Genomic DNA, 13,568 nt, shown 5'->3' with positions numbered 1-13,568 from the left:
CATTTGAGTATCCTGAAAACGGGCTTTTCAGCATGGTGCGTACATATTAAATAGTAGGAGTGCATAGTGGCCCGTATAGCAGGCATTAACATTCCTGATCAGAAACATGCCGTGATCGCATTAACTTCGATCTACGGCGTCGGCAAGACCCGTTCCAAGGCCATTCTGGCTGCAGCGGGTATCGCTGAAGATGTTAAGATCAGTGAGCTGTCTGAAGAACAAATCGACACGCTGCGTGACGAAGTTGCCAAATTTGTCGTTGAAGGTGATCTGCGCCGTGAAATCAGCATGAGCATCAAGCGCCTGATGGATCTTGGTTGCTATCGCGGTTTGCGTCATCGTCGTGGTCTGCCAGTGCGCGGTCAGCGTACGAAGACCAACGCACGTACCCGTAAGGGTCCGCGCAAACCGATCAAGAAATAATCGGGGTGATTGAATAATGGCAAAGGCACCAGTTCGTGCACGTAAGCGTGTAAGAAAACAAGTCTCTGACGGCGTGGCTCATATCCATGCTTCTTTCAACAACACCATCGTTACTATTACTGATCGTCAGGGTAACGCATTGGGTTGGGCAACAGCCGGTGGTTCCGGTTTCCGTGGTTCACGCAAATCCACTCCGTTCGCAGCTCAGGTTGCAGCAGAGCGTTGCGCTGAAGCCGTTAAAGAATACGGCATCAAGAATCTGGAAGTTATGGTCAAAGGTCCGGGTCCGGGTCGTGAATCTACCGTTCGCGCTCTGAACGCCGCTGGTTTCCGCATCACTAATATTACTGATGTGACTCCGATCCCTCATAACGGTTGTCGTCCGCCGAAAAAACGTCGCGTATAACGCTCGTTTTTTAGGTTAGTTGGAGATAGAAAATGGCAAGATATTTGGGTCCTAAGCTCAAGCTGAGCCGTCGTGAGGGCACCGACTTATTCCTTAAGTCTGGCGTTCGCGCGATCGATACCAAGTGTAAAATTGAACAAGCTCCTGGCCAGCACGGTGCGCGTAAACCGCGTCTGTCTGACTATGGTGTGCAGTTGCGTGAAAAGCAAAAAGTTCGCCGTATGTACGGTGTGCTGGAGCGTCAGTTCCGTAACTACTATAAAGAAGCAGCACGTCTGAAAGGCAACACAGGTGAAAACCTGCTGGCTCTGCTGGAAGGTCGTCTGGACAACGTTGTATACCGTATGGGCTTCGGCGCTACTCGTGCTGAATCACGTCAGCTGGTTAGCCACAAAGCAATCATGGTAAACGGTCGTGTTGTTAACATCGCTTCTTATCAGGTTAAAGCGAATGACGTTGTTAGCATTCGTGAGAAAGCGAAAAAGCAATCTCGCGTGAAGGCCGCTCTGGAGCTGGCTGAGCAGCGTGAAAAGCCAACCTGGCTGGAAGTTGATGCTGGCAAGATGGAAGGTACGTTCAAGCGTCAGCCAGAACGTTCTGATCTGTCTGCGGACATTAACGAACACCTGATCGTCGAGCTTTACTCCAAGTAAAGCTTAGTACCAAAGAGAGGACACAATGCAGGGTTCTGTGACAGAGTTTCTAAAACCGCGCCTGGTAGATATCGAGCAAGTGAGTTCGACGCACGCCAAGGTGACCCTTGAGCCTTTAGAGCGTGGCTTTGGCCATACTCTGGGTAACGCACTGCGCCGTATTCTGCTCTCATCGATGCCGGGTTGCGCGGTGACCGAGGTTGAGATTGATGGTGTACTTCATGAGTACAGCACCAAAGAAGGCGTTCAGGAAGATATCCTTGAAATCCTGCTCAACCTGAAAGGGCTGGCGGTGAGAGTTCAGGGTAAAGATGAAGTTATTCTTACTCTGAATAAATCTGGCATTGGCCCTGTGACTGCAGCCGACATCACCCACGACGGTGATGTTGAAATCGTCAAGCCGCAGCACGTGATCTGCCACCTGACCGATGAGAACGCAGCTATTAGCATGCGTATCAAAGTTCAGCGCGGTCGTGGTTATGTGCCGGCTTCTGCCCGAATTCATTCGGAAGAAGATGAGCGCCCAATCGGCCGTCTGCTGGTCGACGCATGCTATAGCCCTGTAGAGCGTATTGCCTACAATGTTGAAGCAGCGCGTGTAGAACAGCGTACCGACCTGGACAAGCTGGTCATCGAAATGGAAACCAATGGCACAATCGATCCTGAAGAGGCGATTCGTCGTGCGGCTACCATCCTGGCAGAACAACTGGAAGCTTTCGTTGACTTACGTGATGTTCGTCAGCCGGAAGTGAAAGAAGAGAAACCAGAATTCGATCCGATCCTGCTGCGCCCTGTTGACGATCTCGAATTGACTGTCCGCTCTGCTAACTGCCTTAAGGCAGAAGCTATCCACTATATCGGTGATCTGGTACAGCGTACCGAGGTTGAGTTGCTGAAAACGCCGAACCTGGGTAAAAAATCTCTTACCGAGATTAAAGACGTGCTGGCTTCACGTGGTCTGTCACTGGGCATGCGCCTGGAAAACTGGCCACCAGCAAGCATTGCTGACGAGTAACCGGATCACAGGTTAAGGTTTTACTGAGAAGGATAAGGTCATGCGCCATCGTAAGAGTGGTCGTCAACTGAACCGCAACAGCAGCCATCGCCAGGCTATGTTCCGCAACATGGCAGGTTCACTGGTTCGTCATGAGATCATCAAGACGACCCTGCCTAAAGCGAAAGAGCTGCGTCGCGTAGTTGAGCCGCTGATTACTCTTGCCAAGACTGACAGCGTTGCTAATCGTCGTCTGGCATTCGCCCGTACTCGTGATAACGAGATCGTGGCAAAACTGTTTAATGAACTGGGCCCGCGTTTCGCGAGCCGTGCCGGTGGTTACACTCGTATTCTGAAGTGTGGCTTCCGTGCAGGCGACAACGCGCCGATGGCTTACATCGAGCTGGTTGATCGTTCAGAATCTAAAGCAGAAGCTGCTGCAGAGTAATCTGCAGTAACGTAAAAAAACCCGCTTCGGCGGGTTTTTTTATATCCGCAGGATCCCCACTTACCTACAATGAATAAATCTTTCCTGTTCATCTCCCGGAGTTGATCATGTGGTTACTCGACCAGTGGGCTGAACGCCATATAACCGACGCCCAAAGAAAAGGCGAATTCGATAATCTCCCCGGCAGTGGCGAGCCGCTCGTGTTGGATGATGATTCCCATGTCGCACCAGAATTACGGGCGGGATACCGCTTACTTAAGAACGCAGGATGTTTACCCCCTGAACTCGAGCAGCGTAAAGAGGCTGTTGAACTAGCTTCTCTTTTACAAGGGATTTGCAAAGACGATCCCCGGTATACTGAACTCAGTCGTCGACTGGCATTGATTGAATTTAAACTCCGACAGGCCGGGCTGAATACTGATTTTTTGCGCAGTGAGTATAGCGAACGGTTGATGCACAGAATGAATGAGGAGTAGCCATGTACCGTATCGGTGAACTTGCAAAGCTCGCGAACGTAACCCCGGACACCATCCGGTATTATGAAAAGCAGCAGATGATTGATCATGAAGTGCGTACTGAAGGTGGTTTCCGTCTTTACACCGACAATGACCTTCAGCGTCTACGGTTTATTCGCTATGCACGACAACTTGGCTTTACGCTGGAATCGATCCGGGAACTTTTATCGATCCGAATTGATCCCGCACACCACACTTGCCAGGAATCTAAAGGTATCGTCCAGGCCCGGTTGGATGAAGTTGAAGCGCGTATTCAGGAACTGCAAACCATGCAGCGTTCGCTACAAAGATTGAACGATGCATGCTGCGGAACTGCTCACAGCAGTGTTTATTGCTCAATTCTCGAAGCCCTTGAACAGGGCGCCAGTGGAGAAACCCGAGGCTGTTGATTTTTTATCTAGTCAGGTCTAGACTCCGCTCAACATGAACATCGCTCAGGAGAAATTATGAGCCGCTATCAACATACGAAGGGAAAAATTAAAGATAACGCCATTGAGGCACTGCTTCACGACCCACTGTTTAGGCAACGGATCGAGGCAAATAAAAAAGGGAGAGGAAGTTATCTGCGTAAAGACAAACATGCAAAACGAGGTAACTGGGAGGCCAGTGGCAAGCAAGCGAATCGCTTATTTACCACTGGCCTTCCTGCTTTTTACGGCTGGTAAGGGCGGTTGTTCTGTTCTTTTAACAGATCACGAATTTCAGTCAGCAAAACTTCTTCTTTCGTTGGCGCAGGCGGTGTTGCAGCCGGTTCTTCTTTTTTACGGTTAAGCTTATTGATGAGCTTGATAGCCATAAAAATGGCAAACGCCACGATTACGAAATCAAAGATATTCTGAATAAAAATGCCATAGTGCATAACAACGGCAGGGATATCTCCCTGAGCATCACGCAGTGTCACGGCGAATTGTTTAAAATCAACGCCCCCGATTAGCAATCCTAAAGGTGGCATAATAATATCTGCAACTAACGATGAAACGATCTTGCCGAACGCTGCCCCAATAATGACACCCACTGCCAAATCTACTACATTCCCGCGCATCGCAAATTCGCGAAATTCTTTAATAAAACTCATTATGTTCTCCTTGTGCCAGCTGACGTCTATAAGTTTAACAAATGATTAGCTAATTGCCATTGGAGATAAATAATCGTTATGAAAAATAAAAGACGCAAGAATCAAGTGGATAATGCTCAGGTGCCCTTTTGCGAGCACCTGAATCATTAAAGAAAGAATGGACTTGGCTGGAATAAACGTTCGACGTCGGTAATAAACTTTTTATCAGTAAGGAACATGATAACGTGGTCGCCTTGTTCAATGCGTAAATTATCATTGGCGATCATGACATCATTACCCCGTACTACTGCACCGATAATCGTCCCCGGTGGCAGTTTAATTTCATCGATAGAACGACCCACAACGCGCGATGTGGTTTCATCGCCGTGCGCCACGGCTTCTATGGCTTCGGCAACACCACGACGAAGCGATGAAACGCCAACAATATCAGCCTTACGTACGTGGCTCAGCAGCGCCGAAATGGTCGCTTGCTGCGGCGAAATGGCAATATCAATGACGCTGCCCTGAACAAGGTCGACATACGCGCGGCGTTGAATTAGCACCATAACCTTTTTTGCCCCCATGCGTTTGGCCAGCATGGCGGACATAATATTGGCTTCGTCATCGTTGGTTACGGCAATGAAGAGATCAACTTGATCAATATGCTCTTCGGCCAGCAACTCTTGATCCGATGCATCGCCATAAAACACAATCGTATTTTGTAACTTTTCAGCTAATTCAGACGCGCGCTGTTGATCGCGCTCGATCAGCTTGACGCTATAATCTTTCTCGAGACGATGTGCCAGGCCCGCTCCGATATTGCCGCCGCCAACCAGCATAATCCGTTTGTAGGGTTTTTCGAGACGCTGAAGTTCACTCATAACAGCACGGATATGCTGGGATGCCGCAATAAAGAAGACTTCATCTCCGGCTTCGACAATTGTGGAGCCTTGAGGACGAATGGGTCTGTCATGCCGAAAAATGGCAACAACGCGGGTGTCGATGTGCGGCATGTGCTCGCGTATGGTGGAAAGAGCGTTACCGATCAGTGGACCACCATAATACGCCTTAACAACAGCCAGGCTCACTTTCCCTTCGGCGAAATTCACAACCTGAAGCGCGCCCGGATATTCGATCAGGCGGTAAATATTATCGATAACCAGCTGTTCCGGCGCGATCAGATGGTCTATTGGCACCGCTTCCGAATTAAACAATTTTTCCGCGTCGCGGACATAGTCCGGGGAACGAATACGTGCGATCCGGTTAGGGGTATTGAAAAGTGAGTAGGCCACCTGACAAGCAACCATGTTGGTTTCATCAGAACTGGTGACGGCGACAAGCATGTCGGCATCGTCTGCGCCTGCCTCGCGAAGGACGCGCGGGTGCGAACCGTGCCCTTGCACGACGCGAAGGTCAAATTTATCCTGTAGAACGTGCAGCCGATCGCCATTGGTATCGACGATCGTGATGTCGTTGTTTTCGCCAACAAGGTTTTCCGCCAGCGTCCCGCCAACCTGTCCTGCGCCCAGAATGATAATCTTCATATCTTGTGACCTGTTTTCAACATCACTCTTTGATTAGCTTAGCGTAAAAGAAGCCATCACCTTCTTCTGCCCCTGGCAGGTTCTGCTGACCTGGGCGTTCTGGTGTTCCCGTATCGCGTAGTGCAGCATCCGGGGTACGTTCCAGGAACGCTGCAATCTGCTGACTGTTTTCTTCCGGTAGTATGGAGCAGGTCGCATAGACTAGTGTTCCACCCGATTTCAGATGTGGCCAAATAGCATCGAGAATTTCGGATTGCAGTTGAGCAAGCTCCTTTATATCACGATCGCGGCGCAGCCACTTAATGTCCGGATGACGGCGAATGACGCCGGTTGCAGAGCATGGTGCATCAAGCAGAATACGATCAAATTGGGTCTCACCACACCATTCGGCAGGTTTACGTCCGTCACCTTGCTTCACCTGAGCTTTCATGCCTAAACGCTTCAGGTTGTCATAGACGCGTGAAAGACGTTGCTCATCAACATCTACCGCCATTACGTTTGCCTGTGGAGCAACTTCCAGAATATGCGTTGTTTTGCCGCCAGGTGCAGCGCAAAGATCGAGGATCTGCTCACCGTTTTTAGGTTCAAGCCAGGTCATGCAACCCTGAGCTGAAGCATCCTGTACGGTGACCCAACCCTCTTCAAAGCCCGGCAGCGCATGTACTGGTGCAGGTGAGGCTAAACGTACGGCATCAGGGTAGGCTTCATGGGCGTATCCACTCATACCAGCTTCTTCCAGCAACGCCAGCCATGCTTCACGTGTGTGGTGATTACGGTTCACGCGTAACCACATCGGTGGGCGTTGGTTATTGGCGTCAGCAATCTCTTGCCACTGCTGCGGATAGGCTTTTTTAAGACGAGTCAGCAGCCAGCCAGGATGCAGGAAACGTATTTCACTCTGGTTAAATTCAGCCAGAAGCTCTTCCTGTTGCCGCTGAAACTGGCGCAGCACCCCGTTGATCAACCCTTTCAACTGAGGACGCTTAATCGCCACGGCACCTTCCACCGTTTCAGCCAGCGCAGCATGAGGAGGAATGCGAGTATGTAGAAGCTGATAGAAACCAACCATGATCAAATAATGGACGGTGCGCTGCTTGCCGGTCATGGGGCGCGACATCAGCTTGTTAATCAGCCACTCAAGCTGAGAAAGCGTGCGCAGAACGCCAAAGCACAGCTCCTGAAGCAGTGCTTTGTCTTTATCGGATACTTTTTGTTGTAGCGGAGGCAGGATATTGCTCAGTGACTTACCCTGCTCGACAACTTGCTCAACGGCCTGTGCCGCGAGACTGCGTAGATTTTGTTTTTTCATAACCGTAGAAATAAAAATGCCCGGGAACACCGGGCTTTTAGAAGTAATGCGCTCAGGCAAGACGATGACCAGGGATAAACCATTCACGACGGGAATTTAACAGATCCTGGGCGCTCATCGCTTTCTTACCTGCAGGCTGTAAGACCTCAAGATTCAAAATGCCTTCCGCAGTGGCAACCTGGATACCTTGCTTGTTCGCGTCGATAATCGTACCGGGTTCGGCTATAGCGTTTTCATTGAGGACAGAAGCTTTCCAGATTTTTACTGGCTGCTCATCAATTATCATCCAGCTCATTGGCCATGGATTAAAGGCGCGAATACAACGCTCGAGCTGAACGGCTGATAACGACCAGTCAAGCTGGGCTTCTTCTTTGCTCAGTTTTTCGGCATAGGTAACCAGCGTGTCATCTTGAATCTGAGGTTTAGCCGTTTTCTCCGCGAGCTGCTGTAGCGTTTCAATCAGCCCCTGCGGCCCAAGATCGGCCAGCTTGTCGTACAACGTCGCGCTGGTATCATCTGCAGTTATTGGGCATGCCAGTTTATACAGCATGTCACCCGTATCTAAACCTACGTCCATCTTCATGATAGTGACGCCAGTTTCAGTATCACCTGCCCATAAAGCGCGCTGAATAGGCGCCGCCCCGCGCCAGCGTGGGAGCAGGGAACCATGTACATTCACACAACCCAGACGTGGCATATCCAACACGGCTTTAGGCAAAATTAATCCGTAAGCGACAACGACCATCACATCTGCATTCAGATCAGCAACCCATTGCTGATTTTCCTGAGGACGTAAGGATGCAGGCTGAAAAACAGGCAATCCATGTTCTTCGGCCAATACCTTAACCGGGCTTGGCATCAGCTTTTTGCCACGACCCGCAGGGCGATCTGGCTGGGTAAACACCCCAACAACCTGATGACCAGAAGATAACAGCGCGTCAAGATGGCGCGCTGCAAAATCAGGAGTACCCGCGAAGATAATACGTAGTGTTTTTGACACGTTGATCCTTGTATCTGGGAGGCGTTATGCGCGAGAACGCATACGATCCAGTTTCTCTACTTTCTGACGAATACGCTGCTGCTTCAGCGGAGAGAGATAATCGATAAACAGTTTACCGACAAGGTGATCCATCTCATGCTGAATACAAATAGCCAGCAGGTCGTCAGCTTCTAGCTCGAACGGGTTTCCGTCCCGATCCAGTGCGCGAATTTTGACTTTTTCCGCACGCGGCACTAAAGCACGCTGTTCTGGAATGGACAGACAACCTTCTTCAATACCTGTTTCGCCGCTCTTTTCGAGCAATTCAGGGTTGATCAGCACCAAGCGTCCATCGCGATTTTCAGAAACGTCGATGACGATTATGCGCTTATGAATGTCCACCTGCGTTGCCGCCAAGCCAATACCTTCTTCGGCGTACATGGTATCGAACATATCATCAACGATACGCTGAATTTCTGCATTCACTTCTTTAACCGGTTCTGCGACGATGCGAAGGCGCTCGTCCGGAATATGTAACACTTGCAAAACTGCCATAAATTTCCAGAGTCGTGTTCAGGAGTTGATAAGAATACTCCCTCTATTCTAGACAAATCCCCCATCGATTGACAGCATCAGTCACCAATCGCAATGATTGCAGAGGCTGCTTATGACAGGGAAAAGGATGACGTCTGCTGAGATATGGTTACGGTTAATCAGCATCGGTTCTTTATGCGGCGATGCGATGCTGGAAGTGGCGTTACATTTGCTCAAAAATACACTGATTGACCATGCTGCGACTAAAAATGCCGGGCTGTCGGCGAAGCAGAGCGGGCAGTTTTTTGCGCTCGGTGAAAGTGAGCTGGAACGGTGTCTGATGTGGCTTGAATTGCCGGGGAATCATCTGTTAACGGCAAATGATCCACTTTATCCCCCTTTACTTCGAACATTAACAGATTACCCCGGAGCGTTATTCGTTAAAGGTAATCTTGAAACCCTCAACAGTATCCAACTGGCGGTCGTTGGGAGCCGTGCGCCCTCCTGGTACGGCGAGCGGTGGGGAAAAATGCTTTGTGAACAGCTAGTACAGTCTGGTTTCACCATTACCAGTGGGCTGGCCTGCGGGATTGACGGTGTCGCGCACAACGCCGCGCTGTCCGTAAAAGGCCGCAGCGTAGCGGTCTTGGGGAATGGACTTTTTAGCATTTACCCCCGTAGACATCATGCCCTGGCTGAACGGCTCGTTGAGTCACAGGGAGCTATAGTGTCTGAGTTTCCGCTTTCAGCGCAGCCCTGGCCCGGTAACTTTCCGCGTCGTAACCGAATTATCAGCGGGCTAAGCCACGGCGTGCTGGTGGTTGAAGCGGCAATCAAAAGCGGATCGCTTGTGACCGCAAGATGTGCACTTGAACAAGGAAGGGAAGTGTTTGCCTTGCCGGGGCCAATAGGCAACCCCGGCTGTGAGGGGCCTCACTGGCTAATCAAACAAGGCGCAACGCCAGTGACTTGCGTAGAGGACATTCTTGAAAATTTTCAATATGGCTTGCGCTCGTTAACAGATGTACCCGAAAAGCGACTTTATTCATCAGAACAGGGGGAGGCGGCATTGCCATTTCCCAAGCTCCTGGCTAACGTAGGAGATGAGGTAACACCTGTTGACGTTGTCGCTGAACGTGCCGGCCAACCTGTGCCAGTAACGGTAGCACAGCTACTGGAACTGGAGTTAGCAGGGTGGATCGCAGCTGTACCCGGCGGCTATGTCCGATTAAGGAGGGCATGCCATGTTCGACGTACTGATGTATTTGTTTGAGACTTACATCCACAACGAAGCAGAAATGCGCGTGGATCAGGACAAATTGACACGGGATCTTACCGATGCAGGATTTGAGCGGGAAGATATTTATAATGCGTTGATGTGGCTGGAGAAACTGGCTGATTATCAGGAAGGCCTTGCCGAACCGATGCAGCTTGCTTCTGACCCACTATCTGTACGCATCTATACAGCTGAAGAGTGTGAAAGGCTGGACGCCAGCTGCCGGGGGTTCATTTTATTCCTTGAGCAGATTCAGGTGCTAAACCTCGAAACGAGAGAAATGGTGATAGAGCGCGTCATGGCGCTGGATACTGCAGAATTCGAATTGGAAGACCTGAAATGGGTGATCCTGATGGTTCTGTTCAATATTCCGGGCTGTGAAAATGCCTATCAGCAAATGGAAGAATTACTCTTTGAAGTGAATGAAGGTATGCTGCACTAATTCAATGTGCAGCACCAAGAGTTGTTATGGCTAAATCAGCACTTTTTACGGTGCATAAAAACGAGCCCTGCCCACAGTGTGGGGCTGAACTTGTCATTCGGTCCGGGAAACACGGCCCGTTTCTCGGGTGTTCACACTATCCGGAATGTGATTATGTCCGTCCCCTGAAAAACCAGGCGGACGGACACATCGTCAAGATTCTGGAGGGTCAGCTTTGCCCGCTCTGCGGTGGCGAGTTAGCGCTGCGTCAGGGACGTTTCGGCATGTTTATAGGCTGTAGCCACTATCCAAAATGCGCGCATACAGAGCAAATTGATAAACCCGATGAAACGGCAATTGCTTGTCCTCAATGCCAACGTGGGCAACTGGTACAGCGTCGTTCTCGTTTTGGTAAGACCTTCCATTCTTGCGATCGCTATCCTGAATGCCAGTTCGTGATTAATTTCAAACCGGTAGCGGGCTTCTGCCCTCATTGTAATTACCCGCTACTTATAGAGAAGAAAACAGCGCAAGGCGTAAAACGCTTTTGCGCAAGTAAACAATGTGGAAAGCCGGTATCGGCGGATCAAAACAGTGAAGAATAACCTGACATCAGGTTCCATTGCCCATGCTGTGGATGTCCTGAAAAATGAAGAAGTCATCGCCTACCCTACAGAAGCTGTCTTTGGGGTCGGTTGCGATCCCGACAGTGAGACGGCTGTTAGTCGTTTATTGACGCTCAAACAGAGGCCTGTCGATAAAGGACTCATTCTGATCGCTGCCAGTTATGAACAGCTAAAGCCTTATATTGATGATTCCATGCTCACCGAGGCACAGCGAGAGACTATCTTCTCCGCGTGGCCAGGGCCTGTCACCTTTGTTTTCCCTGCGCAACCAACAACGCCGCGTTGGTTGACCGGGCGCTTCGATTCCCTTGCCGTTCGTGTAACCGACCATCCGCTGGTGGTGGAGTTATGTCTGGCGTTTGGCAAACCGCTGGTCTCAACCAGCGCCAACCTTTCCGGGTTGCCTCCTTGTCGAACAACTGAAGAGGTGCTGGCGCAGTTCGGGAATGATTTCCCGGTCGTTGTCGGTGAAACGGGTGGTCGCCTGAATCCGTCGGAGATTCGCGACGCCTTGACCGGCGAACGTTTTCGCCAGGGGTAGTATGATGGAAGCTTATGCTGTTTTTGGTAACCCGATCGCACACAGCAAGTCGCCGTTGATCCATCAGCAGTTTGCTGAACAACTGCTGATTGAACATCCTTATGGCCGTGTGCTGGCCCCTGTTGACGCATTTGTGACTACGCTGAATGCCTTTTTCGAAGCGGGGGGGAAAGGTGCGAATGTGACGGTACCTTTTAAGGAAGAGGCTTTCGAACGCGCAGATGAGTTGACCGAGCGTGCGTCTCTTGCCGGTGCGGTGAATACCTTAAAACGGCTTGAGGATGGTCGCCTTCTGGGTGACAACACCGACGGGATTGGTTTACTTAGCGATTTGGAAAGACTGTCATTTATCAAGCCCGGTTTTCGGGTTCTGCTGATTGGCGCAGGAGGGGCATCGCGAGGTGTTTTGTTGCCTCTCCTCTCGCTGGAGTGTGCGGTGACCATTACCAATCGAACCTTTTCCCGAGCGGAAGAGCTGGCGACATTGTTTTCACATACTGGCAGCGTGAGCGCGATAGCCCTTGACGATCTTGCCACTCATGAATTTGATCTTGTCATTAATGCCACCTCCAGCGGCATTGATGGTGAGGTTCCTGCGATCCCTGCCTCTCTAATAAGCAATCACCTCTATTGCTATGACATGTTTTACCAGAAAGGGAAGACACCTTTTCTGAACTGGTGTGAAAAACACGGCGCGAAACATTTGGCAGATGGACTGGGTATGCTGGTAGGGCAGGCGGCACATGCCGTGTTGCTCTGGCATGGTGTATTACCCGCTATAGAACCGGTGATTGAAAAACTGAAACGGGAATTGACGGCGTGAACCAGGCTATTCATTTTCCCGACAGAGAAAGCTGGGATGAGAGTCTGAAAGCAGTCTGTTTCCCGGTACTGGTGCACGGGATGCAACTGACGTGTGCAATTACGGGTGAAACGTTGAAGCGTCGCTATGGTGGACCAAACCCACTAGAGGTGTTTTGCGATAATCGCTGGGATCTTGAAGAGGAAGCCAGCGACTTAATCCGAGATCAGCAGGAAGACGATCAGGGGTGGGTCTGGTTGTCCTGATCCAGATACTCATCTTTCCATTTCACGTAATTGTTCGCTGAATATTTCAATCCCTCTATTTCCGCCTGTTTTAAAGGGCGGATCTGTTTTACCGGACTGCCTAAATAAAGATAACCGCTTTCGAGCCGTTTATTTTGCGGGACCAGACTGCCGGCGCCAATCATTACATCATCTTCTACAATCACGCCATCCAGTAAAATCGAGCCCATGCCAACAAGCACTCGGTTACCGATAGTGCAGCCGTGGAGCATCACTTTATGGCCGACGGTGACGTCTTCGCCAATGATGAGTGGATTGCCTTCCGGGTTATATGCGGATTTGTGGGTTACATGCAGAATGCTGCCATCCTGGATGTTGGTGCGTGCGCCGATTGCCACATAGTTAACGTCTCCCCTGATCGCAACGAGTGGCCAGATGCTGACGTCAGAGGCTATCCGGACATCGCCAATGACCACGCTGCTGGCGTCGATCATTACGCGATCGCCTTTATGTGGGAACAGATCTTTATAAGGACGTAATACTGCAGACATATCTACCTCGACAGATGAGCGTTATACCAAAGACTTTGATCATATTATGGGATCGAGGCAAGGCAAAATACGTCACTATTTAAGCAGAACGGGCGAGATTTCAGCGAAAAGCGCGGAAAATCGGCAGTCAGTAAAAAAGATCTAAAAAATACTTGTGCTAAAAAATGGGATCCCTATAATGCGCCTCCATCGACACGGCAGATGTGAATCACTTCACAAACAACCCGGTCGGTTGAAGAGAAAAAAT

At 50.3% G+C, this 13,568-nt stretch carries 20 protein-coding genes; 14 read left to right on the top strand and 6 right to left on the bottom strand.

All coding sequences use genetic code 11. From position 1 onward, the window contains the following. Positions 1-66: 66 nt before the first annotated feature. From rpsM to V5P19_RS22625, 8 genes are all read left to right on the top strand, one after another. On the top strand, positions 67-423 hold the full coding sequence (gene rpsM, locus V5P19_RS22660; RefSeq protein WP_003863308.1) for a 30S ribosomal protein S13: 357 nt from the start codon (positions 67-69) through the stop codon (positions 421-423). A gap of 16 nt (positions 424-439) precedes the next feature. Continuing rightward, on the top strand, positions 440-829 hold the full coding sequence (gene rpsK, locus V5P19_RS22655) for a 30S ribosomal protein S11 (protein WP_003863312.1): 390 nt from the start codon (positions 440-442) through the stop codon (positions 827-829). A 32-nt stretch (positions 830-861) separates the two neighbouring features. Further along, positions 862-1,482: a 30S ribosomal protein S4 gene (gene rpsD, locus V5P19_RS22650; RefSeq protein WP_004868345.1), complete on the top strand. Its 621-nt coding sequence runs from the start codon at positions 862-864 to the stop codon at positions 1,480-1,482. 25 nt (positions 1,483-1,507) lie between these two features. Next, on the top strand, positions 1,508-2,497 hold the full coding sequence (rpoA, locus tag V5P19_RS22645) for a DNA-directed RNA polymerase subunit alpha (RefSeq protein ID WP_002919219.1): 990 nt from the start codon (positions 1,508-1,510) through the stop codon (positions 2,495-2,497). Positions 2,498-2,537: 40 nt separating this feature from the next. Further along, the gene (gene rplQ / locus V5P19_RS22640) at positions 2,538-2,924 is read left to right on the top strand and encodes a 50S ribosomal protein L17 (protein WP_001216372.1); all 387 of its coding nucleotides are present in this window, start codon (positions 2,538-2,540) and stop codon (positions 2,922-2,924) included. Positions 2,925-3,031: 107 nt separating this feature from the next. Beyond that, positions 3,032-3,400 (top strand): DUF1992 domain-containing protein, encoded by a 369-nt coding sequence (locus tag V5P19_RS22635; RefSeq protein ID WP_334407770.1) that lies wholly within the window; start codon positions 3,032-3,034, stop codon positions 3,398-3,400. 2 nt (positions 3,401-3,402) lie between these two features. Next, positions 3,403-3,828, top strand: a complete 426-nt coding sequence (gene zntR / locus V5P19_RS22630) for a Zn(2+)-responsive transcriptional regulator (RefSeq protein WP_334407768.1) — start codon at positions 3,403-3,405, stop codon at positions 3,826-3,828. 57 nt (positions 3,829-3,885) lie between these two features. Then, on the top strand, positions 3,886-4,104 hold the full coding sequence (locus V5P19_RS22625) for an alternative ribosome-rescue factor A (protein WP_334407766.1): 219 nt from the start codon (positions 3,886-3,888) through the stop codon (positions 4,102-4,104). On the opposite strand, the gene mscL is transcribed toward V5P19_RS22625, so the two are convergent. From mscL to def, 5 genes are all read right to left on the bottom strand, one after another. After that, entirely contained in the window at positions 4,092-4,514 is a 423-nt protein-coding gene (mscL, locus tag V5P19_RS22620) for a large-conductance mechanosensitive channel protein MscL (RefSeq protein WP_334407764.1), read from the bottom strand. The genes V5P19_RS22625 and mscL overlap by 13 nt on opposite strands. Positions 4,515-4,660: 146 nt before the next feature. After that, a complete protein-coding gene (trkA, locus tag V5P19_RS22615) occupies positions 4,661-6,037 on the bottom strand; it encodes a Trk system potassium transporter TrkA (RefSeq protein WP_334407762.1) in 1,377 nt (458 codons plus the stop codon). Positions 6,038-6,059: 22 nt separating this feature from the next. After that, positions 6,060-7,346: a 16S rRNA (cytosine(967)-C(5))-methyltransferase RsmB gene (gene rsmB, locus V5P19_RS22610; RefSeq protein WP_334407760.1), complete on the bottom strand. Its 1,287-nt coding sequence runs from the start codon at positions 7,344-7,346 to the stop codon at positions 6,060-6,062. A gap of 52 nt (positions 7,347-7,398) precedes the next feature. Then, positions 7,399-8,346, bottom strand: coding sequence for a methionyl-tRNA formyltransferase (gene fmt / locus V5P19_RS22605; RefSeq protein WP_334407758.1), 948 nt, complete (start codon positions 8,344-8,346; stop codon positions 7,399-7,401). 24 nt (positions 8,347-8,370) lie between these two features. Further along, positions 8,371-8,880 carry a peptide deformylase gene (gene def / locus V5P19_RS22600; RefSeq protein WP_028018484.1) on the bottom strand — a complete coding sequence of 170 codons (510 nt, stop codon included), beginning with the start codon at positions 8,878-8,880 and terminating at the stop codon, positions 8,371-8,373. A 127-nt stretch (positions 8,881-9,007) separates the two neighbouring features. On the opposite strand from def, the gene dprA reads away from it, so the two are divergent. The 6 genes from dprA to V5P19_RS22570 are packed head-to-tail and all read left to right on the top strand — an operon-like array spanning position 9,008 to position 12,791. Continuing rightward, positions 9,008-10,132 (top strand): DNA-protecting protein DprA, encoded by a 1,125-nt coding sequence (gene dprA, locus V5P19_RS22595; RefSeq protein WP_334407754.1) that lies wholly within the window; start codon positions 9,008-9,010, stop codon positions 10,130-10,132. After that, a complete protein-coding gene (smg, locus tag V5P19_RS22590) occupies positions 10,104-10,577 on the top strand; it encodes a DUF494 family protein Smg (protein WP_014072048.1) in 474 nt (157 codons plus the stop codon). Before dprA ends, smg begins: the two co-directional genes overlap by 29 nt. Positions 10,578-10,603: 26 nt before the next feature. Then, positions 10,604-11,161, top strand: coding sequence for a topoisomerase DNA-binding C4 zinc finger domain-containing protein (locus tag V5P19_RS22585; protein WP_334407751.1), 558 nt, complete (start codon positions 10,604-10,606; stop codon positions 11,159-11,161). After that, positions 11,151-11,723: an L-threonylcarbamoyladenylate synthase type 1 TsaC gene (gene tsaC, locus V5P19_RS22580; protein WP_334407749.1), complete on the top strand. Its 573-nt coding sequence runs from the start codon at positions 11,151-11,153 to the stop codon at positions 11,721-11,723. The genes V5P19_RS22585 and tsaC overlap by 11 nt, the downstream gene beginning before the upstream one ends. A 4-nt stretch (positions 11,724-11,727) precedes the next feature. Beyond that, entirely contained in the window at positions 11,728-12,546 is an 819-nt protein-coding gene (aroE, locus tag V5P19_RS22575) for a shikimate dehydrogenase (RefSeq protein ID WP_334407785.1), read from the top strand. Further along, positions 12,543-12,791, top strand: a complete 249-nt coding sequence (locus V5P19_RS22570) for a DUF1488 domain-containing protein (protein WP_334407748.1) — start codon at positions 12,543-12,545, stop codon at positions 12,789-12,791. The genes aroE and V5P19_RS22570 overlap by 4 nt, the downstream gene beginning before the upstream one ends. Here the strand turns inward: V5P19_RS22570 and V5P19_RS22565 are convergent. Next, on the bottom strand, positions 12,767-13,321 hold the full coding sequence (locus V5P19_RS22565) for a gamma carbonic anhydrase family protein (RefSeq protein WP_334407746.1): 555 nt from the start codon (positions 13,319-13,321) through the stop codon (positions 12,767-12,769). The genes V5P19_RS22570 and V5P19_RS22565 overlap by 25 nt on opposite strands. Between the last annotated feature and the right edge of the window lie 247 nt (positions 13,322-13,568).

The organism is Enterobacter sp. UNJFSC 003 (genome assembly GCF_036903355.1).
Classification (GTDB): domain Bacteria; phylum Pseudomonadota; class Gammaproteobacteria; order Enterobacterales; family Enterobacteriaceae; genus Enterobacter.
Note: the sequence above shows the minus strand (reverse complement) of the source record. Positions and strands in the feature narration are given on the sequence as shown.

Coding starts and splice junctions, on each gene's coding strand:
- V5P19_RS22635 (WP_334407770.1), top strand. CDS start 3,032: ATGTGGTTACTCGACCAGTGGGCTGAACGCCATATAACCGACGCCCAA.
- zntR (WP_334407768.1), top strand. CDS start 3,403: ATGTACCGTATCGGTGAACTTGCAAAGCTCGCGAACGTAACCCCGGAC.
- smg (WP_014072048.1), top strand. CDS start 10,104: ATGTTCGACGTACTGATGTATTTGTTTGAGACTTACATCCACAACGAA.
- rsmB (WP_334407760.1), bottom strand. CDS start 7,346: ATGAAAAAACAAAATCTACGCAGTCTCGCGGCACAGGCCGTTGAGCAA.
- aroE (WP_334407785.1), top strand. CDS start 11,728: ATGGAAGCTTATGCTGTTTTTGGTAACCCGATCGCACACAGCAAGTCG.
- rpsD (WP_004868345.1), top strand. CDS start 862: ATGGCAAGATATTTGGGTCCTAAGCTCAAGCTGAGCCGTCGTGAGGGC.
- def (WP_028018484.1), bottom strand. CDS start 8,880: ATGGCAGTTTTGCAAGTGTTACATATTCCGGACGAGCGCCTTCGCATC.
- V5P19_RS22625 (WP_334407766.1), top strand. CDS start 3,886: ATGAGCCGCTATCAACATACGAAGGGAAAAATTAAAGATAACGCCATT.
- rpsK (WP_003863312.1), top strand. CDS start 440: ATGGCAAAGGCACCAGTTCGTGCACGTAAGCGTGTAAGAAAACAAGTC.
- dprA (WP_334407754.1), top strand. CDS start 9,008: ATGACGTCTGCTGAGATATGGTTACGGTTAATCAGCATCGGTTCTTTA.
- rpoA (WP_002919219.1), top strand. CDS start 1,508: ATGCAGGGTTCTGTGACAGAGTTTCTAAAACCGCGCCTGGTAGATATC.
- V5P19_RS22585 (WP_334407751.1), top strand. CDS start 10,604: ATGGCTAAATCAGCACTTTTTACGGTGCATAAAAACGAGCCCTGCCCA.
- mscL (WP_334407764.1), bottom strand. CDS start 4,514: ATGAGTTTTATTAAAGAATTTCGCGAATTTGCGATGCGCGGGAATGTA.
- rplQ (WP_001216372.1), top strand. CDS start 2,538: ATGCGCCATCGTAAGAGTGGTCGTCAACTGAACCGCAACAGCAGCCAT.
- V5P19_RS22565 (WP_334407746.1), bottom strand. CDS start 13,321: ATGTCTGCAGTATTACGTCCTTATAAAGATCTGTTCCCACATAAAGGC.
- trkA (WP_334407762.1), bottom strand. CDS start 6,037: ATGAAGATTATCATTCTGGGCGCAGGACAGGTTGGCGGGACGCTGGCG.